This is a genomic window from Corynebacterium guaraldiae (genome assembly GCF_053480195.1).
Genome location: NZ_JBRBAU010000013.1, coordinates 34,171 through 51,972, shown reverse-complemented (window position 1 = coordinate 51,972; position 17,802 = coordinate 34,171). Strand labels below are relative to the sequence as shown.

Sequence of the window (17,802 nt, the reverse complement as noted above, 5' to 3'; positions counted from 1 at the left end):
CAGAATCGGGAGTACGCAAAGAGATTGTCCGAAATCTCAAGGAATCTTGTCGTTCGCTGTTGTCATCTCTTCTTTCGCATGTCATAATGTCAGGTGCAAGGCCCCGATATATAGTGCGGCCTGCCCCGGCGCACCCCCCGATGCCGGGTTACCGATGGCCCGCGCACACCCCCCCCGAGGCGCGGGCCATCACCTTTTTCTATTCCGCCTGCATCCGTACTCCGGCGGATTTTGAGGATCGTGGAAGCATGGTTTCCTGTGAGTTTTGGTACGTGAGCCCCGGTAATTTTGTTTAAGCGTCAGCAAAACAGGGGTGGAAGACGCCATAATGGCGAAGTTATCCACAGGTGACTAGGAAGCTCTAGCGCGCGGTTGGTGCGCTCGCGCATGCTTCAGGCATGAGCACGTTTCACCTAGTTATCGCCGTTGGGGATTCCACGCTGCGAGCAGAGGCGGCCTCCGCGGCAGCCGCCAGTACTGCGGAAGTGAGCACTGTGGAGGACCCGCGGGACTTCTCCCGGCACTTGCCCAAGGCGGATGCCGTCTTGGCTGATTCGCTGACGGCTCGTCTCGTGGCGGGGCATCCGAGGGTGTATTTCTTGGCGCTGGATCCGGGGCCCATCGACTATGAGGCCGCGCTGTGCTGCCGCGCGACTGCCGCCTTCATCGTGCCCGCCCAATCGAAAGAGCTCCTGGGTGCACTAGCAGCAGACGCCACTCCGGAGACCACCGTGTCCACCGGCTTAACCCTGGCGGTGACTGGTTCCGCCGGAGGTTTGGGTGCTTCGACCGTGGCGGTGGCGCTGGCCCGCGAGGCAGGCGCGGATCTCCTCGTTGATGCGAGCCCCTATTCCGGTGGTCTCGATTTGCTCACCGGAATTGAGAACAAGCCCGGCGCGCGGTGGCCGGATCTTGCCGCGGGGACCGGTTCGGTTGATGCAGCAGACCTCGTCCGTGCTCTGCCTACCACCCCGGATGGCATCGCGGTTCTTTCCGCTGCGAGGTCCGCCAGCGCAGAGGTTGTGCAGATGAGTGCTGCCCGGCGCGCGGCCATCATGCAAGCTGCGTGTTTATACCCAGGAACAGTGGTGGTGGATTGCCCGCCGTGGGATATCCCCGATGCGGCGGATCACGTGGTGGTGCTGACTGCCGCAGAGGTGCGGGCGGCCGCCGCCTGCGCGCAACTAGTGGCAGAGCTTCGTGCCCGGCCACAGGAGTGCTCCGTCGTCGTGCGCAACCGCCAGTGGGCGGGCCTGGATGCCAGCGATATTGCCACGGTGACTCACGCGGATCCCATCGCTGAGTTGCCCACCATCCGTGGTCTAACCCGCACGGTGGAAACTAGTGGGCTGCCGCGCCAGTTGCCCCGAGCTCTAGCTCGCGTCGCGCGCCAGATGTGGGAGGTCGTGGCATGAACCTGATTGATACGATGCGCACCATCGTGGCCTCCGAGCCACAGCTGGCCCATGACGCCTCGGCTTTGGCGCGGCGCATTCGCCAGGAAGCCGGAGTCATCAGCGATGTCGACGTGCTCGACCTCCTGCAACGCTTGCGCCACGATTCCGTGGGCTTGGGACTGCTGGAGCCGGTCCTGTCACTGCCGGGGTTGACCGATGTTGTTGTCAACGGCCCTGATGCCTGTTTCGTTGATTGCGGGCAGGGCCTGCAGCCACGCGATATTGGCTTCGCCGACGACGCCGAGGTGCGCCAGCTGGCCACCCGGCTGGCTGCGGTGGCGGGCGTGCGGTTGGATGATGCGCAACCTTTTGCCGATGGGTGCCTGACCCGCCCCGATGGCACGAGAATTCGCCTCCACGCGTTGCTTGCTCCTCCTTCGGCAAGTGGAACCTGTATCAGCCTCCGCGTGCTGCGCCAAGCGCAAACCAGCCTGGAGGAACTGATAGCTAATGGCAGCATTGATTCCAGCCTGGAGCACGTCCTGCGCGCCGTGGTTGAGCGGCGGGCATCCTTCCTAGTCACTGGTGGAACCGGCTCCGGCAAGACGACGTTGCTCGCCGCCTTGCTGGGGTGCGTGCCCGCCACCGAGCGCTTGCTCATCATCGAGGACACTCCGGAGCTTTCCCCGAATCACCCGCATGTGGTGACCCTGGTATCGCGCCGGGCCAACGCGGAAGGGCGCGGCGAGATCTCCATGTCGCTCCTTCTCCGCCAAGCGCTACGCATGCGCCCGGACCGCATCGTCGTCGGCGAAATCCGCGGCGCGGAGGTCGTGGAACTGCTTGCCGCGCTCAACACCGGGCACGATGGTGGTGCGGGCACCGTGCACGCAAACTCTGTTGATGAAGTGCCCGCCCGCATGGAGGCCCTCGCCGCTCTCGGCGGACTCGACCGCGTAGCGCTGCATTCGCAGCTGGCGGCCGCCGTGCACGTGGTCCTCGGGATGGAGCGCACGCCGGAGGGGCGTCGGCTAGCGCACCTCGGCGTGCTGGAGGGAAACCCGGTTACACCGCAGTTGGTGTGGACGGCCGAAGACGGCCCCCTTCCCGGGTTTGCGCAGCTGTGTTCGCGGCTGGGGGTGGAACCATGATGTGGCTATTCCTTGCGGCGGCGTGTTTGATTTCGCAGCCTGCTTCGGTGACGCGACTGGAGTCTCCGAAGCCTCGCTCGCTGGCACCCGGGGCGCTCTTCCTCGGGGTCGGGTGCTGTGTCTTCTTCGGCAGGCCCACTGTTGTGGTGGCGGTGGGCTGCATTGTGGCCTGTGCGCTGTGGTTTGCCAATGACCTGGCGGCGTCCCGGCGTGAGCGCCGTGGCTCGGAGGCGCTCGCCTCCTACTTCGGTTCTGTTGCCGCCGAGCTGCGGGCGGGATCGACAACGGCGGGAGCGCTTCGCCGGGGCGCCGACGCCCTTCCAGACTCCACCCCGGAGAATCTCCGCGCCGCGTTGAGTACGGCGGCGGGTCTCGCGGCGCAAGGAGGTTCGCCTGCGGTTGCTCTCACGGCGCCAGAGGTGGCCCGCTATGCAGCGCTGCTGACGCTCTCGGGGCGCCATGGCGTGGCGTTGGCGAACCTCATCGAGCAGGCTCAAAGCCAGCTGGATACCGCGCGCCGCCATGCCGGTGAGACCGCGGCCTCCTTGCAAGGGCCACAGGCCACCGCGGTCATCCTGGCGTGCCTGCCGCTGGCGGGCATCCTTATGGGTGGGGCGATGGGCGCGGATTCCCTGGGGTTCTTGCTCGGTGGTGGCCTTGGGGGCGTGCTTCTCGACGTCGGCGTGGCCCTCGTCTGCGCCGGATTCGCCTGGTCGCGCCTCATTCTGCGAAAGACGCCGCGCGATGGTCCCGAAGTGGACTATAGTCCGCTCGATGCTGCCAGCGACCTGGAGCTCTTCGCCGCGTGCCTAGAGGCCGGTCTCTCCACGCGCAGTGCTGTGCTAGCCGTCGCTGAAGCCTCACCGCAGTGGTCGGAGGCGGCCGCTCTCATCGGGGTGGGGGTTCCCATGAGTACCGCGTGGTCTGCGCTGGCCAGTCAGCCGCATTTGGAAGAACTGGTGCGGCTTACGCAGCTGTCTGGCGAATCGGGCGCGGCCATGGCTACGGGGTGCCACCGGTTGGTGGCGCAGCTGCGTGCCGAAGCCTCGGCACAAGCTACCGCGCGGGCGGAGCGCGCTGGTGTGTTCATCGCAGCACCGCTGGCAGTGTGCTTCCTTCCCGCCTTCCTGGTCCTTGGGTTGATACCTGTCCTTATCAGCTTGGGCCAGCAACTCTTTTAAGTCAGAACAATCAACCATTTTCAGAACGCACAACCGACACAAACACAGTAAAAGAAAGCTAGGTAAATCATGCAGAAAAAAGTAAACTACCAGTTACTATTAGCGAATGATGATGGTATGTCCACGATAGAATATGCCATGGGTTCGCTCGCGGCCGCAGCGCTTGCCGCGGTGCTCTATGCCGTGGTCAATGGTGGCGAAGTTACCAGCGCTATCACGTCCATCATCACCGACGCCCTGTCCAACACCCCAGGCTAATGCGCGCGCTTGATGACGCCGGCTCCGTCACCATCGAGGCGGCATTGTCGCTGTCCGCACTCGTCATCGTTGCCGCGGGAATCGTGGGTGGCATCGCCACGTTGTCGGCCCACCTCGCTGCCGTTGACGCCGCGGGCGCTGCAGCCCGCTCCGCCGCCATCGGCGTGGACTTTCAGCGCGATGGAGTGACGGTGAACGTGAGCGAAGGCTCCGGGCTTATGACCGCTGAGGCCGCCGTGCCGGCACCGCTGGGGACCATGCGCGCGCAGGCGGTGTTTCCCGCGGAGATGGCAGCCGGTGGGAACAACGGGGCGCAGCCATGAGGCGTCATCGGCGCAGCTGGTCGCGGATCCTGGCGGGGGAGGAGGGCTATGCCACCGTCGTTACCGCCGGGATCATCGCCGCGGTGGCTTCTCTGTTGCTGGCGGTTGCGGCGGTTGCTTCACTCGTTGTAGCGCGGCACGAAGCACAGGTGGCGGCGGACCTCGCCGCCGTGGCCGGTGCGTGGGAGGTGGCCAAGGGCAGGGACGCTTGCACGAAGGCCACAGAGATTGCCGCGCTCAACGGCGCGGAACTCGGCTCCTGCGTCATCGATGGGCGCGACGTTGAGGTTACTGCCCGGCTGCGCGGGCGCAGCGCCATCGCCCGCGCTGGTCCGGTCTAAGAGGTCATGGTAACCAGCGCGCCGAGGAGAGCTATGGCGCCTGCCTTGTCCAAAGGGTTGTTGCCGTTGCCACACTTGGGGGATTGCACGCACGACGGGCAGCCGGACTCGCAGGGGCAGGAGCGCACGGCCTCAAAGGTGGCTTTGATCCACTCAGGGAAGCGCCGGAAACCTTCCTCGGCGAAGCCGGCACCGCCGGGGTGGCCGTCGTAGACGAAGACCGTGGGCAAGCCCGTATCGGCGTGCTGGGCGGTGGACACACCGCCGATATCCCAGCGGTCGCAGGTGGCAATGAGCGGCAGCAACCCAATGGCGGCGTGCTCTGCTGCATGGAGGGTGCCCGGGGTGCGCCCGGCGGTGACTCCCATCGCTGCGAGTGCCAGCGGATCGATGGTATAGGCCACCGCCCGGGTCACCAGGCGCTGCTCCGGCAGGTCAAGGGGGATATCCTCGCCCACGGAGCCATCGGGAAGCCGCACCTGGTAGCCGGTGACCTTATCGGTCACCTCAACCTCCAGGCTGGCCACCCACAGGCCGGGGGCGTAGTTCACCAGGTCATCGGCCTCGCTCAGGATGCGGATATCCGTCGTGGACTTCGGCTGCGTGGTGTAGTCCGGGGCCTTTGGCACGGCGAGGGCCACGCCCGGTTCGGCGGACGCCGAACCATCGCCTCCGCCGAGGTGAAGTTCCTCGATGACGAAGCTCTCGCCACGGTGCAGATACACCGCGCCGGGATGCACCTGGCTTACCGCGCGGGCTGAATCTATGGTGCCCAGCAGGCGGCCATCGGAGGAATCCACAATCATGACCTCCTCGCCCGAACCGCCGCGCAGCGAGACTGCCGTGTGCGCGGTCTCCGGGGTGAGCTCGCTTGAGCCAGCCGGCAGGGGAGCGGCGAACCAGCCCTGCGGGCGCCGGCGCAGCAAGCCCCGCTGGGCTAGGTCGTGGACCACGGATTCGGCGCGGAAGGCGGCCACGTCGGCGTCGCTTAGCGGCTTCTCCACCGCCGCGCAGTACACGTGCCCGCCCAGGATGTAGGGGTTGGCGGGGTTGAACACGCTGGCCTCCACCGGCCGGCCCAAGAGCGCTTCCGGGTGGTGAACCAGGTAGGTGTCCATCGGTTCATCGCGGGCCACCAGCACCACCAGTGAGCCCTGGCCGCGGCGGCCCGCGCGTCCGGCCTGCTGCCAAAAACTAGCGACGGTACCTGGGAACCCGGCGGTGACCACGGCATCGAGGCCGCCGACGTCGATGCCTAGCTCCAAAGCTGAGGTGGTGGCCACGCCGAGCAAGGAGCCATCGTCCAGCGCCTGTTCCAGCGCGCGACGGTCTTCGGCCAAATACCCCGCGCGGTAGGCGGCAATCCGGCGCGCGAAATCCGGCCGGCCCAGCCTCCCGGAGAGCTCTTCTGCTGCCCGCAGCGCGGTGGTCTCTGCCGCGCGCCGCGAGCGCACAAAGGTCAACGTTCGAGCGCCCTGCGCCACGAGCGCGGCCATCATCCAGGCCGCCTCCGTTGTGGCGGCGCGGCGCACGGGGGCGCCGTTCTGCCCTTCGATGCCTTCCATGAAGCCCGGTTCCCACAGCGCGACCGTCCGCGCGCCCGTCGGCGCGCCATCCTCGGTTACAGGGAGAAACTCGCGCCCCGTCAGCCGTGCGGCATGCCGGGCGGGATCCCGCATGGTCGCCGAAGCCGCAATCACCACCGGCCGCGAACCGTAGTGTGCGCACAGCCGCAGCAAACGCCGCACCACGAGCGCCACGTTCGCCCCGAAAACCCCGCGGTAGGCGTGCGCCTCATCAATCACGATGAACTTCAAGTGCCGCAGCACCCGCGCCCACCGCTGGTGTGCGCCCAGCAGAGAAGAATGAATCATGTCTGGGTTGGAGAAGATAAACCGCGCCTGATCGCGGATACCGGCACGGGCTTCGGTGGGGGTATCACCGTCATAGGGGGCGGGGTGGACGTCGTGAAGCGCAGCGATGCCCTGCGTGAGCTCGAGCACCGTGCGCAGCTGGTCCGAACCCAGCGCCTTCGTCGGCGTGATGTAGAGCGCGCACGCGGTCGGGTCCTGCGCCAGACGGGACAGAATGGGCAAACGGTAACCCAGGGACTTTCCGGAACTCGTGCCGGTGGAGACCACCACATCACGCCCCTCCCACGCGGCTTGTGCCACGGCGACTTGGTGGGCATAGAGCTTGGCGACGCCTTGTTCCTCCAACGCCGCCCGCAACTCCGGCAGGACCCACTCGGGCCACTCGGCATAGCGCGCGGGCTGGGCGGACAGGGTGGTGGAGTGCGTTAGCTCGGACTCGGGGAAACGCTCAACAAGGTGCTCGACGAGCTCCTCACCCAGAGGGTTCTCACTCACGCTTGCCTCCACTAATCTGCTGTAGGTGCCCAAACGTGGCACACTAGTGCACTAGTTTGCACTACTTTATTTCCGCAAAGGACAACTCATCATGGCATACGGTACCGTCAAGTTCTTCAACGCCGAAAAAGGCTACGGCTTCATTGAGCAGGAGGACGGCTCCGGCGACATCTTCGTGCACTACACCGAAATCCAAGGAACCGGCTTCCGTACCCTCGAAGATAACCAGCGCGTCTCCTTTGAGATTGGGGAAGACACTAAAGGTCAGCAGGCCACCAACGTCGAGGTGGTTTAGGGGGATTCGGCGTAGCCGCGCCGGGTATCCCACCATTCCAGCAGCTTATTCTGCCCCTTTTGCAGGCCGAAGCCGATGATGACGGCGGCGATGATGGAAATGAGCATGGCTATCGCGGGTGAGCCGGAGAAGGCCACGCCGCCGAGGTAGCCAATGGCTAGCGCCTGCGCCACCCACAACAGAACACCGAAGGTGTCGAAGAAGAAAAACAACGGCCAGGGGTAGCGCATGGAGCCCAGCAGAATCGTCATAAACAGGCGGGCCGAGGGGATGAAGCGCGCGATGATGATGGCCGCGCCGCCGCTGCGCCGAATATTACGCTTGACCCACGTTAAGGCGTCATAAGCCTTCGTTCCCTTTTGGGCTCTATTAATAAGGGCGATGAGCCGCGTTCCCAGGAGGAAGCACAAGTTATCCCCCAAAATTGCGGCAACCATGGCGACGAAAAACATGGTGGGAAGATGGGGAAAACCTTGGGAGCCAGACCAGGCGCCCACCATGTTGAGGGGAACCTCCGAAGGCAAAACGGGGAAGAAGCAGTCGAGGAAAATCAGTGAACCCACCAGCGGATAAATCCACTGTGTGGCCATGATGACCTCGAACCATGCAGTAATAGACGCAATCACGCTGTCTCCCAGTTGTGTGCTGTGAGGCGAATCCTCGGACGGCCAGTATAGACCCCCGGTTGTGTGGACGTGAACTGGCCTGAATAACTAGAGTAAGCCTCTATCTGTGTACTCTAGGGGCAATTGCCCAGCAGAGGACTAGCCATCGGAAGGGATGAAGTCGAAGTGGCAGAAGCTACCGGCCCGGGGAAGACCCTGGTCATCGTCGAGTCAGCAACCAAGGCGAAGAAGATTCAGCCTTACCTCGGCGATAAGTACATTGTTGAGGCCTCCGTCGGCCACATCCGGGACCTTCCCCGCGGCGCCGCCGACGTCCCCGCCAAATATAAGAAGGAATCCTGGGCGCGCCTCGGTGTTAACCCGGAGGATAACTTCACCCCGCTGTACGTCATCAGCCAGGACAAGAAGAAGAAGGTCGCTGACCTCAAGGCCAAGCTGAAGCAGTGCGACCAGCTCTACCTCGCAACAGACCCCGACCGCGAGGGCGAGGCCATTGCCTGGCACCTGCTGGAAGTACTCAAGCCCAAGGTGCCGGTGCGCCGAATGGTCTTCAACGAGATCACCAAGTCCGCCATCCTGGAGGCCGCGGAAAACACCCGTGAACTCGATGAAAACCTCATCGACGCCCAGGAAACCCGCCGCATCCTGGACCGCCTCTACGGCTACGAGGTCTCCCCGGTGCTGTGGAAGAAGGTCATGCCGCGCCTATCGGCTGGCCGCGTGCAGTCGGTAGCTACCCGCGTCATCGTCGAGCGCGAGCGCGAGCGCATGGCATTCATCCCCGCCGAGTACTGGGATCTCACGGCAACGCTGAAATCCACGCCGGATTTCGATGCGCGCCTGAGTGCCCTCGATGGCAAGCGCGTGGCCGCGGGCCGCGACTTCAACGATAGGGGTCAGCTGAAGAGCGACGAGGTGGTCGTCGTCAAGCAGGCCCAGGCGGAGCAGCTGGCCAGCGCGCTGGAGGGCTCCACCATGACCGTGGCTAGTGTCGAGCACAAGCCTTATTCGCGCAAGCCTTCCGCGCCGTTTATGACGTCGACGCTGCAGCAGGAGGCCGGCCGGCGCCTGCACTACACCTCGGAGCGCACGATGCGCATTGCGCAGCGCCTCTACGAGAACGGTCACATCACCTATATGCGTACCGACTCGACCTCCCTGTCCAAGCAGGGCCTGGATGCTGCGCGTGAGGCTGCCTCCTCCATCTTCGGCGCGGAGTTCGTGGCCGACGGACCGCGTACCTATGACCGCAAGGTGAAGAACTCCCAGGAGGCCCACGAGGCCATCCGCCCCGCCGGCGAGCGTTTTGCCACCCCGGGCCAGCTAGCCGGGCAGCTCGACGCCGAGGAATACAAGCTCTACGAGCTGATTTGGAAGCGCACCGTGGCCTGCCAGATGGCAGATGCCAAGGGAACCTCGATGAAGGTGACCGCAGCTGTCAACGCCGGCGGCCACGACGCTGACTTCTCCGCAACCGGCCGCACGATTACCTTCCCGGGCTTCCTCAAGGCCTACGAGGACGTCGCGGCGAAGGACTCGAAGGGAGAGTCCCGCCTGCCGCACCTCAATGAGGGCGACACGCTGAAGACCGCTGCGGTTACTGCCGACGGCCACTCCACCAACCCGCCGGCGCGCTATACCGAGGCCAGCTTGGTCAAGAAGATGGAAGATTTGGGCATTGGGCGCCCGTCGACGTACGCCTCCATCATCAAGACCATCCAGGACCGCGGCTACGTGCTCTCCCGCGGCAACGCGCTGGTGCCCTCGTGGGTTGCCTTCGCGGTCGTTGGCCTGTTGGAGAATAACTTCACTGAGCTGGTGGATTATGACTTCACCTCCTCCATGGAGGACGAACTCGATGCGATTGCCGCCGGTTCGGAGAACGGCACGGATTGGCTGAATAACTTCTACTTCGGAAACACGGAGGCCGGCGAGCGCAAGGCCGCGTCCATCGCGCGCCACGGCGGCCTGAAGTCCTTGGTGGACATCAACCTGGAGGCCATCGATGCCCGCCAGGTCAACTCCCTGCGCCTGTACACCGACGCGGAGGGCCGCGATGTCTTCGTGCGCGTGGGCCGCTACGGTCCGTATATCGAACGCGCCGTGGGCACCAACGAGGACGGTACGGTGGAGTACCAACGCGCCAACCTCTCGGAGACGGTCACCCCGGATGAGCTCAACGAGGCCTTGGCGGAGAAGCTTTTTGCCACCCCGCAGGGCGGGCGCGAGCTGGGCCAGAACCCGGAGAACGGACGCACCATCGTGGCCAAGGAGGGTCGTTTCGGCCCCTACGTGACCGAGCAGGTGCGTGACGACGAGCGCGAGAAGGCCGAGGCCGAAGCCGAGGAGATCGTCAAGGAAGAGCGCGCCGCCGAGGACGCCCAGCGCGCGGCTGAGGGCAAGCGCGCCAAGAACTGGGAGACCAAGACCGCGGCGAAGCAGAAGGAAAAGCGCATTGCTGAGTACGTCGAGGAGAAGCTGAAGCCGGGCACTGCCTCACTCTTTGCTTCGATGGAGCCGTCCAGCGTCACGCTGGAGGAAGCGCTGAAGCTGCTGAGCCTGCCGCGTGAGGTGGGCGTGGACCCCTCGGACGGCGAGGTCATCACCGCGCAGAACGGCCGCTACGGCCCGTACCTGAAGAAGGGCAAGGATTCCCGTTCCTTGGCCAAGGAGGAGCAGATCTTCTCCATCACCTTGGATGAGGCGCGCCGCATCTACGCGGAGCCGAAGCGCCGCGGCCGCGCGGCCGCGCAGCCGCCGATTAAGCAGCTGGGTGACAACGACGTCTCCGGCAAGCCGATGACGGTTAAGGACGGCCGCTTTGGCCCGTACGTCACCGACGGCACCACGAATGCCTCGCTGCGCCGTGGTGACGATCCGGAGCAGCTTACCGACGCCCGCGCGAACGAGCTCCTCTCCGAGCGCCGCGCCAAGGACGCCGCGAACGGTGGGGCGAAGAAGTCGACGAAGAAGAGTACTAAGAAGTCGACCAAGAAATCGACGAAGAAGGCTACGAAGAAGTCGAGCAAGAAGGCCACGAAGAAGCCTTCGCCGGGCACGAAGAACGTGGTCAAGGCCGGATCGCGCAGGAAGTAGATAGGCCATGCTCACGCTGGAGAGTTTCGCGCGCGACATGCTGGACCGTACCCAGGAAGGCACCGAGGCTCTCCTGCGCGCGGTGGGCCCGGCCTTTGCTGGCCGCGATCACCTCACCCTCGGCGCGCTCGCCGCGGGGGAGACTGCCGTCTGGTCACGCCTGTTTAACTGGCGCACGCTCGGCACGGTCACTACCGCCGCTGTACCCGTGCTGTTGGCCCTGCGCCCGGATTGCGCACTGGAGACCCGCGTGGGGCTCGTCGCCGCTTCGCTTGGCCAAGCCGCCAAGCGCAGCGCACCAACGACGTTCGGCGTGACGTGCGTGAGCGTGCAATACGCATCCTTCGCGTGGGCGCTGCGCGGTGCGCGCAACGATGCGCTGGGTTGGGGCCTGCGCGCCGGCGCGTGGGCTGCGGGCCTTGCGCTTTCGCGCACCCGAGGTGAGCGCCTCGCCACGGCTGTGGCCGGAATCCCGGCGGCAGCGCTCTCCGCGCTAGCCGGCGATGAGAAGCTCCGCGCAGACCAAGCCACGCAGGGGCTGAGCCACGGTGCTAACCTGCTTCTGGCCTCTGAGGCGCTGACGGTCCTGAACCCGGCTGAGCAGCGCCAGGATGCGGGCCTGCGTGGCCGGGGCCTGGATGCGGCGCAGTCGGCGGCACAGACGGTAGGCCTGGTGCTGCTGGTGGATGGGCTGGCGCGGAAGGGCCGCGGTTAGGCGCAGCACCTAATTCCGGGCGCATCGTCTTGCCATAGGACAAGCGGCGGTGCACCCACTCGAAGGGGCCGGGCTTGCCTGCGGCCTCGAGCGCGCAGGCTATGAGAAGCGTTGCCAGCCACACGCCGGCGGCCAACGCTGCCTGGCCCGCGGCGCTGAACTCGGGGCCAATGTTGAGGGTGAAGGGGTAGACCAGCGCCAAGAAGAACACGGACTGCATCACGTAGCCGGTCATGGAGCGCTTACCGAGCGCGATGAGTGGCCACAGGAACCACGGGCGCGCACCACGGCGCTGCAGGGGTTCTAGGGCGAGTGTTGCCCCCGCCACGATGCCCGGCCCGGTGAGCATGCCGATGCAGCTATTCGCCGCGTTGAGGGGTTCTGCCAGCGCTGGGTCCAGCACCCCAATCGTGGACAAGCCCCAGGGCAGCCCGAGGAAGAGGATGATGGCTAGGGCCAAAAGGGTCCACGCCCACAGCTCGCGCCGATGGCCCCCGGCCAAGGTTCCGCGGCGCGCCCACACGAAACCTACGAGCATCACCGGAAGGACCAAGGCTCCCGTCAGTGGAACGGAAAAAGCTTGGGCGCAGACCATGATGGCTTGTTCACCCAGCAGCTCCCAGTAGGATTCGGCGGCGGTGAAGCCGCTGAGATCAAACTCCGACGTATCGACAAGCGCGGCCCCAACGCCCATTCCGATGCCCGCCACAACCAGTAGCGCACAGAACCCGTAGGCCACGCGCATCAGGAGCTTGTCGGTTAAAGTAAGCAGCAACGCAATGAGCATGCCCATCGCGCCGTAGAGCAGCATGATGTCGCCGGAAAAGAGGAAGAGGCAGTGGAGGGCACCGAATAAAGCCAGAAATCCATAGCGCTTAGCCAACACGGCCTGCGCGCGCCGCAGTGGGAAACCGCGTCGCCACAAGCTCATCGCGATAAGCCCCACGCCAAAGCCGAGAAGCGTGGAGAACATCGGCAGGCCACGCACATGCACGAACATGGCGGAAAAGACCACGTAGATCTTGTCCGCGAGGGAGTCGACGCCGCCGAAATAGGCATCGGGGCCATCGCCGCTGTTCATAATCCACGCGGTGCAAACGTTTGCCAGCGCAATGCCCAGCAGGGCCATGCCGCGGGCGACGTCGGGGACGAGGAGGCGGGGACTCGAATTCTGGCGTGCCGGATGGGGTTGGTGTGGCTGATGAGGCATGGCCCCAAGCTACCAGAACCACAAAAACTTATTTATCCGAGAGCGCGTTCCGCCAACGTCGGGCGAATCGGGCGCGCCAGCTGCGTCATGCGGCGGCGCCCGCGCAGCTCAATAGACTTCATCAGCGTCCAGCGCGCTTGCTCCGCCTCGTTGGCGCCGCGCAGCGTGGCGGAGTTGGTGAGCACCTGGCCCGGGGTGTCCTTGGCCAGCTCGGTGAGACGGGCAGCCTCGTTGACGGCATCACCAATGACGGTGTACTCGAATCGATCCGCGCCGCCGATATGGCCAGCCACCACGTGGCCCGCCGCTACGCCGATGCCCGCCTGCAGCCGCAACCCGCGCAGTTCCTGGCGAAGCTCGCGGGCGGCCTGCAAAGCCATGGAGTTCGCGTCGTAGACCGTCAGCGGGGCACCGAAGACGGCCAGGGCGGCGTCACCCTGGAATTTGTTGATGATGCCCTTGTTCCGGTGCACCACCTCAACGACGTGCTCAAAGAACTTGTTGAGCTCCTCCACCACTTCTTCCGGGGTGTGGTTGACGGCGAAGGTGGTGGAGCCGATGACGTCGATAAACAGCACGGCCACTTTGCGGTCCTCGCCGCCCAGCTCCGGGCGTTCCTCCAGGGCGCGCTGTGCCACCTCGGCGCCGACATAGCGGCCGAAAATATCGCGCACGCGCTGGCGCTCACGCAGGCCGCGCATCATCTCGTTGAATCCGGCCTGAAGAACGCCGAGCTCGGAGCCGTCGTAGATGTCCACCTGGACGTCACTCTCGCCGCGGCGTACGCGGTTGATGGCGTCCTGCAGCTCAATGATGGGATCGACCACGCTCATCATCGCGAACATGGTGCCCATGAGCCCGGTGCCCAGCGCGGTAACGGTCAGCGCGACGATGGCCGGCATGATGTCTGAGGTCTCAGGGCTAAACAGGCCTGCCTGTTGCCCCATGAGGACAAGCACGATGCCGATGAGCGGGATGCCGGAGGTCATCATCCAGGTGGAAAGCAGGCGGTACTTAATCGGCGGCTCCAAGGTGGAATCCTCGAAACGCCGGGCCACGGCCTCCGCAGCCACGGGGCGCACGAGGCGCTCCGCCTGCAGGTACGTCAACAGCACGATGAGGCCGCCAGCCAATGCAGCAGAAACACCGACTACCACGGCCAGCCGCGCCGAGTGCTGGCCTGCCAGCACCACCGCCAAGATGATGCCCAGCAGCCACACACCCGCGGCCACACCGGCCTGGTAGAGCGGGATGCGCAGGACTAGGTTGCGCACCATATTGGGATCATGGTCGTCGGGGCTGCGCTGCCAGTCCAACACTGGCCTGAACAGCCGAAGTGTTACCGCTATGCCGATGATGACCGCAAAGGTCACGAACAGCGTGCCGTAGGTCCACAGGTGGGGCGTGTGAGCGATGAAATCGGAGATCTCCGGCATGGGGAGAAAGAAGACCACGAAGGTCATGATCGCAATGGCGCCGATGATGTTGGCTCCAAGGACGAGCGCGGCGTACATCGGCCATTGAGTGCCCCATAACCAGCGGGCGCCACGCATCAGTCTGTTCATGATTAACAACTCTAGTTATCCCAGTAGGCTAGGGCGAGTGAACACCTCCAGCGTTGCCGAAAGGCTTGCCGACGCCCCCTCCGTCTCCCACACCATCCTCAGTGCTGCCCGCGCGGCTCGCGGTGAGGGCGACTCGCGAGCGATGAGCCACTCCTGGCTATTTACCGGGCCCCCGGGTGCCGGCCGTTCGCTGGCCGCGCAGTGCTTCGCCGCAGCACTCATGTGCACGTCCGCCGACGAGAACGGCAACCCCGGCTGTGGGCGCTGCCCCTCCTGCCAGAGCGTCCTGGACAATCAAGAGCACACCGACTTGGTTTACGTGGATCCTCAGGAGCAGTTCATCACCGTGGGCGAGGCCCGCGACGTCATCGGGCGCGCCGCCAGCCTGCCGAGCGTCGCACCCTGGCGCGTGGTCATCTTCAACAAAGCTGACCGCCTGCGCAATGAGGCCGCCAACGCGCTGCTCAAAACCGTGGAGGAGCCCCCGGAGCGCACCGTCATCATCATGGTGGCACCCTCAGAGGACCCGGAGGACTTCTCGGTCACGCTGCGCTCCCGCTGCCGCCACCTTTATATCCCGGCGCCGAGTGTGGAGGGCGTCGTCAAGCAGCTCGTCGCCGAAGGTGCCAGCGAGGATGACGCGCGTCTGGCCGCCGTGACCACCCTGCGCCACGTGGGGCGTGCGCGACACCTGGTCAACGAACCCGCCGCGCAGAAGCGCCGCGCCATGGCCATCAACCTGGCCGAGGATGTCTTCCACGGCTCCCAGGCCTTTCAATCCGTTACTGCGCTGCTGAAATTCATTGAGAAGGAAGCCAAGGACTCCCACGCGGCGGCGGAGGAGGCGGAGCGCTCCAAGATTGAACAATCCTTCGGCGTCGGCGCTAAGGGCAAGGGCGCGACGAAGGCGCAGCGCGACGCCCGCAGTGCGCTGAAGGATATGGAAGAGCTCCACAAGAAGCGCGCTAAACGACGCATCTCCGACGGCCTCGACATCGCCCTCGTGGATCTCGCCGGTATTTACCGCGATGCGCTCATGCTCAAAGTCGGCGCTGAGGTGGAGATGACCCACCCGGATTTCGCGGGCCTAGCGGGCGAACTTGCCCAGCGTGTCAGCGAAGATGGCTTGCTGGCTGCTCAGTCCGCCATCCGCACCTGCCGCGAGCAGCTGCCGCAGAACGTCACCCCGCAGGTGGCTTTCGACGGCATGGTGGGCCGCCTGCGCCTGGCCTGCGGTGCGCGTTAACCTGCAGCAAGTGCTGTGCGTGCCCCACATCAAGAAGCCCGATTTCTTTCTCAGCCCCGGCCTAGGCTAAACTCTCACGCGGTGCATATACACACTGCACCGTGCCGCCTTAGCTCAGTCGGTAGAGCATCTCACTCGTAATGAGAAGGTCGCGAGTTCGATTCTCGCAGGCGGCTCCATATAAAATCCCCCGTGACCAGTACAAACGGTTGCGGGGGATTGTTTCATTCATCGTAATATTGGCCTCTGTGGCTACATTTTGGCTACATATGATCCAAATTTGATCCACTGTGTCTAAAACCGGGTGGGACTTGCTCACTCAGCGCTTACTTCTGCTTGCGCCGGTAGTACACCTGGCGGCGCACATGAGCGACGACATCGCCTTCCTCATCGATGATGTCCACGTCGAACCAATGCAAATACTTCTCACCGTTGGCCGTCTTTTCTTCGATGAGCGCGTAAGTCTCCTCGGGGATACACATATCGGCGGTGACCGTGCCGCGGCTGGGTTTCAGGTACTTAATCTCACCAGCGGCATCCCAGATGCGGTACTCCTTGCCCAGTCGATGCATGGACGCAAGCATGAAGAACGGGTCCGTCATGGCGGAGAGCGTGCCACCGAAGGCAACACCCATGGCGTTCTTGGTCAGCATGTTTGGCCTGTGGCTGACAACGACGCGAGTGCCGTCATCAGCAAATTCTTGGATCTTGATGCCAGCGCCTAAGAAGGGCGGCCAGAAGCCCATGAAGCGCTTGAGCTGGCGTGCAGAAAAGTGGGCCATGAGGATAGCTCCGTGTGAGTTGTGGGTCAGGTGAGCTAAAAGGTGTCAACTCTACCGCTGTGGGACGGGGAGCGCCCGCACTGTGATTCGCCGTATCGTCTTTTTATAGGTGGTGCCAGGTCATGCACTGTGTACAGGAAAAAGTAGTGCTAGCGCTAGTGTCTTTTGATCTTGTGGGAAACACAATGTAGGGCATGAAGAAGCTTGTGGTGGGCATGATTGCCGTGGTGGCCGTGATTGTGGTGGCGTTTGTCGGGTTTGTGGGATTCATGCAGTGGGTGGACGCAGACAGCGTGACCGGTGATGATGGCGTGGCCGCCGGATACAGCGCTGAGACAGGTGGCCCGCTGGAAGCGTCGTTTGCGGGCGAGGGGCCGCACGAGGTCGACGTGCGGCGTGATGGCGACGTGACCGTTGCGGCGCCGACAGGCACGGGACCATTTCCGGCGGTTGTCATGGCTAATGGCACGAACACGCCGCTGAGCAGCTACCTGCCCGTGGCGGAGCACTTGGCCAGTTGGGGCTTCGTGGTCGTCGGCGACGAGACTCCCCACAGTGGAACGGGGGAGAATGTCGTGCACTTGATTGAGCGATTGCCGGACCTGGATTCTCGCGTGGACAGATCACGGGTCAGTATTTTCGGACACTCACAGGGCGGTGCGGGCGCTATCAACGCAGCGTCCCACACGGAGGTAGCAGCTGTGTATGCGGCGAGCCCGGCCTCCCACAAAGTGGCACAGTCCAATGGCTGGGACTACAACACCGCCGACGTAGAGGAACCGCTATTCCTGATGACGAGCGATGGCCGTTCGGACCGCTGGCTTGTCAGCCCGTGGTCAGACTTGCAGGAGAGCTTTGAATCAGCTGGTGGTCCGGCAATCATTGCCCGCCGTCTAGGCGCGGACCACAAGGACGTTTTAGAGTTCGGGGACGGCTATGCCACCGCGTGGTTCCGCTACATTCTTGCTGATGATCCTGATGCGCGAGACGTGTTCGTTGGCACCTCACCAGCGGGCGCCGGTGAGCTAGCGAGCAACGCGCTTTGGGACCGAATGGCCACCCGCGGCTGGTAGCTCGCCGGGCCTTTCGACATTCCGCGCGGTGCACCTAACGCGCTAAAAGTCATCTGCGCTCACACACCCCCTTCGGAGGAAGTGTGGTTCACAAAAATTGGTAGCCCTGATAAATTTCAAGTGAATTGTCAACCGGGCTGCGCCACGTCAGCCCGTACAAGCGGGACCGAATGA

The 17,802-nt window shown here is 64.3% G+C and carries 15 protein-coding genes and 1 tRNA gene; 11 read left to right on the top strand and 5 right to left on the bottom strand.

Annotated elements, in window-relative coordinates:
• Window positions 1-398: 398 nt before the first annotated feature.
• From ssd to ACUY3D_RS10380, 6 genes are all read left to right on the top strand, one after another.
• The gene (ssd, locus tag ACUY3D_RS10405; protein ID WP_339017147.1) at window positions 399-1,415 is read left to right on the top strand and encodes a septum site-determining protein Ssd; all 1,017 of its coding nucleotides are present in this window, start codon (window positions 399-401) and stop codon (window positions 1,413-1,415) included.
• Window positions 1,412-2,548, top strand: coding sequence for a TadA family conjugal transfer-associated ATPase (locus ACUY3D_RS10400; protein WP_448241075.1), 1,137 nt, complete (start codon window positions 1,412-1,414; stop codon window positions 2,546-2,548). Before ssd ends, ACUY3D_RS10400 begins: the two co-directional genes overlap by 4 nt.
• A gap of 47 nt (window positions 2,549-2,595) precedes the next feature.
• Window positions 2,596-3,729: a type II secretion system F family protein gene (locus ACUY3D_RS10395; RefSeq protein WP_448241074.1), complete on the top strand. Its 1,134-nt coding sequence runs from the start codon at window positions 2,596-2,598 to the stop codon at window positions 3,727-3,729.
• A gap of 69 nt (window positions 3,730-3,798) precedes the next feature.
• On the top strand, window positions 3,799-3,987 hold the full coding sequence (locus ACUY3D_RS10390) for a DUF4244 domain-containing protein (protein ID WP_070524105.1): 189 nt from the start codon (window positions 3,799-3,801) through the stop codon (window positions 3,985-3,987).
• Window positions 3,987-4,310, top strand: a complete 324-nt coding sequence (locus tag ACUY3D_RS10385) for a hypothetical protein (RefSeq protein ID WP_070524107.1) — start codon at window positions 3,987-3,989, stop codon at window positions 4,308-4,310. Before ACUY3D_RS10390 ends, ACUY3D_RS10385 begins: the two co-directional genes overlap by 1 nt.
• The gene (locus tag ACUY3D_RS10380; RefSeq protein ID WP_448241073.1) at window positions 4,307-4,651 is read left to right on the top strand and encodes an Rv3654c family TadE-like protein; all 345 of its coding nucleotides are present in this window, start codon (window positions 4,307-4,309) and stop codon (window positions 4,649-4,651) included. The genes ACUY3D_RS10385 and ACUY3D_RS10380 overlap by 4 nt, the downstream gene beginning before the upstream one ends.
• On the opposite strand, the gene sftH is transcribed toward ACUY3D_RS10380, so the two are convergent.
• Window positions 4,648-7,020, bottom strand: coding sequence for a DNA 3'-5' helicase SftH (gene sftH / locus ACUY3D_RS10375; protein WP_448241071.1), 2,373 nt, complete (start codon window positions 7,018-7,020; stop codon window positions 4,648-4,650). The two genes, ACUY3D_RS10380 and sftH, sit on opposite strands and share 4 nt — an antisense overlap.
• 91 nt (window positions 7,021-7,111) lie before the next feature.
• On the opposite strand from sftH, the gene ACUY3D_RS10370 reads away from it, so the two are divergent.
• Window positions 7,112-7,315, top strand: coding sequence for a cold-shock protein (locus ACUY3D_RS10370; RefSeq protein WP_070516379.1), 204 nt, complete (start codon window positions 7,112-7,114; stop codon window positions 7,313-7,315).
• Here ACUY3D_RS10370 and ACUY3D_RS10365 read toward each other — a convergent pair.
• The gene (locus tag ACUY3D_RS10365; protein ID WP_154761934.1) at window positions 7,312-7,905 is read right to left on the bottom strand and encodes a DedA family protein; all 594 of its coding nucleotides are present in this window, start codon (window positions 7,903-7,905) and stop codon (window positions 7,312-7,314) included. The two genes, ACUY3D_RS10370 and ACUY3D_RS10365, sit on opposite strands and share 4 nt — an antisense overlap.
• A 201-nt stretch (window positions 7,906-8,106) precedes the next feature.
• Between ACUY3D_RS10365 and topA the strand changes: the two genes are divergently transcribed.
• Window positions 8,107-11,037, top strand: a complete 2,931-nt coding sequence (topA, locus tag ACUY3D_RS10360) for a type I DNA topoisomerase (protein WP_250224019.1) — start codon at window positions 8,107-8,109, stop codon at window positions 11,035-11,037.
• Between the two features lie 551 nt (window positions 11,038-11,588).
• On the opposite strand, the gene ACUY3D_RS10355 is transcribed toward topA, so the two are convergent.
• Window positions 11,589-12,962 carry a DUF418 domain-containing protein gene (locus ACUY3D_RS10355; RefSeq protein ID WP_448241069.1) on the bottom strand — a complete coding sequence of 458 codons (1,374 nt, stop codon included), beginning with the start codon at window positions 12,960-12,962 and terminating at the stop codon, window positions 11,589-11,591.
• A gap of 32 nt (window positions 12,963-12,994) precedes the next feature.
• Window positions 12,995-14,527, bottom strand: a complete 1,533-nt coding sequence (locus ACUY3D_RS10350) for an adenylate/guanylate cyclase domain-containing protein (protein WP_070511233.1) — start codon at window positions 14,525-14,527, stop codon at window positions 12,995-12,997.
• Between ACUY3D_RS10350 and ACUY3D_RS10345 the strand changes: the two genes are divergently transcribed.
• Both ACUY3D_RS10345 and ACUY3D_RS10340 read left to right on the top strand, forming a co-directional pair.
• Entirely contained in the window at window positions 14,526-15,773 is a 1,248-nt protein-coding gene (locus ACUY3D_RS10345) for a DNA polymerase III subunit delta' (RefSeq protein WP_083303788.1), read from the top strand. The two genes, ACUY3D_RS10350 and ACUY3D_RS10345, sit on opposite strands and share 2 nt — an antisense overlap.
• Before the next feature lie 103 nt (window positions 15,774-15,876).
• Window positions 15,877-15,952 (top strand) — tRNA-Thr (locus tag ACUY3D_RS10340).
• Window positions 15,953-16,099: 147 nt separating this feature from the next.
• Here ACUY3D_RS10340 and ACUY3D_RS10335 read toward each other — a convergent pair.
• Complete coding sequence (locus tag ACUY3D_RS10335) at window positions 16,100-16,555, bottom strand: DUF4442 domain-containing protein (RefSeq protein ID WP_448241068.1); 456 nt, start codon at window positions 16,553-16,555, stop codon at window positions 16,100-16,102.
• Window positions 16,556-16,749: 194 nt separating this feature from the next.
• On the opposite strand from ACUY3D_RS10335, the gene ACUY3D_RS10330 reads away from it, so the two are divergent.
• On the top strand, window positions 16,750-17,628 hold the full coding sequence (locus tag ACUY3D_RS10330) for a poly(ethylene terephthalate) hydrolase family protein (RefSeq protein WP_448241066.1): 879 nt from the start codon (window positions 16,750-16,752) through the stop codon (window positions 17,626-17,628).
• Window positions 17,629-17,802: the final 174 nt, after the last annotated feature.

Bases quoted from the DNA above. Each gene is read 5' to 3' on its own strand.
- ACUY3D_RS10370 (WP_070516379.1), top strand. From the start codon at position 7,112: ATGGCATACGGTACCGTCAAGTTCTTCAACGCCGAAAAAGGCTACGGC.
- ACUY3D_RS10350 (WP_070511233.1), bottom strand. From the start codon at position 14,527: ATGAACAGACTGATGCGTGGCGCCCGCTGGTTATGGGGCACTCAATGG.
- ACUY3D_RS10345 (WP_083303788.1), top strand. From the start codon at position 14,526: ATGATTAACAACTCTAGTTATCCCAGTAGGCTAGGGCGAGTGAACACC.
- ACUY3D_RS10335 (WP_448241068.1), bottom strand. From the start codon at position 16,555: ATGGCCCACTTTTCTGCACGCCAGCTCAAGCGCTTCATGGGCTTCTGG.
- ACUY3D_RS10385 (WP_070524107.1), top strand. From the start codon at position 3,987: ATGCGCGCGCTTGATGACGCCGGCTCCGTCACCATCGAGGCGGCATTG.
- ACUY3D_RS10390 (WP_070524105.1), top strand. From the start codon at position 3,799: ATGCAGAAAAAAGTAAACTACCAGTTACTATTAGCGAATGATGATGGT.
- ACUY3D_RS10400 (WP_448241075.1), top strand. From the start codon at position 1,412: ATGAACCTGATTGATACGATGCGCACCATCGTGGCCTCCGAGCCACAG.
- ACUY3D_RS10365 (WP_154761934.1), bottom strand. From the start codon at position 7,905: ATGGCCACACAGTGGATTTATCCGCTGGTGGGTTCACTGATTTTCCTC.
- ACUY3D_RS10355 (WP_448241069.1), bottom strand. From the start codon at position 12,962: ATGCCTCATCAGCCACACCAACCCCATCCGGCACGCCAGAATTCGAGT.
- ACUY3D_RS10380 (WP_448241073.1), top strand. From the start codon at position 4,307: ATGAGGCGTCATCGGCGCAGCTGGTCGCGGATCCTGGCGGGGGAGGAG.
- ACUY3D_RS10330 (WP_448241066.1), top strand. From the start codon at position 16,750: ATGAAGAAGCTTGTGGTGGGCATGATTGCCGTGGTGGCCGTGATTGTG.
- ssd (WP_339017147.1), top strand. From the start codon at position 399: ATGAGCACGTTTCACCTAGTTATCGCCGTTGGGGATTCCACGCTGCGA.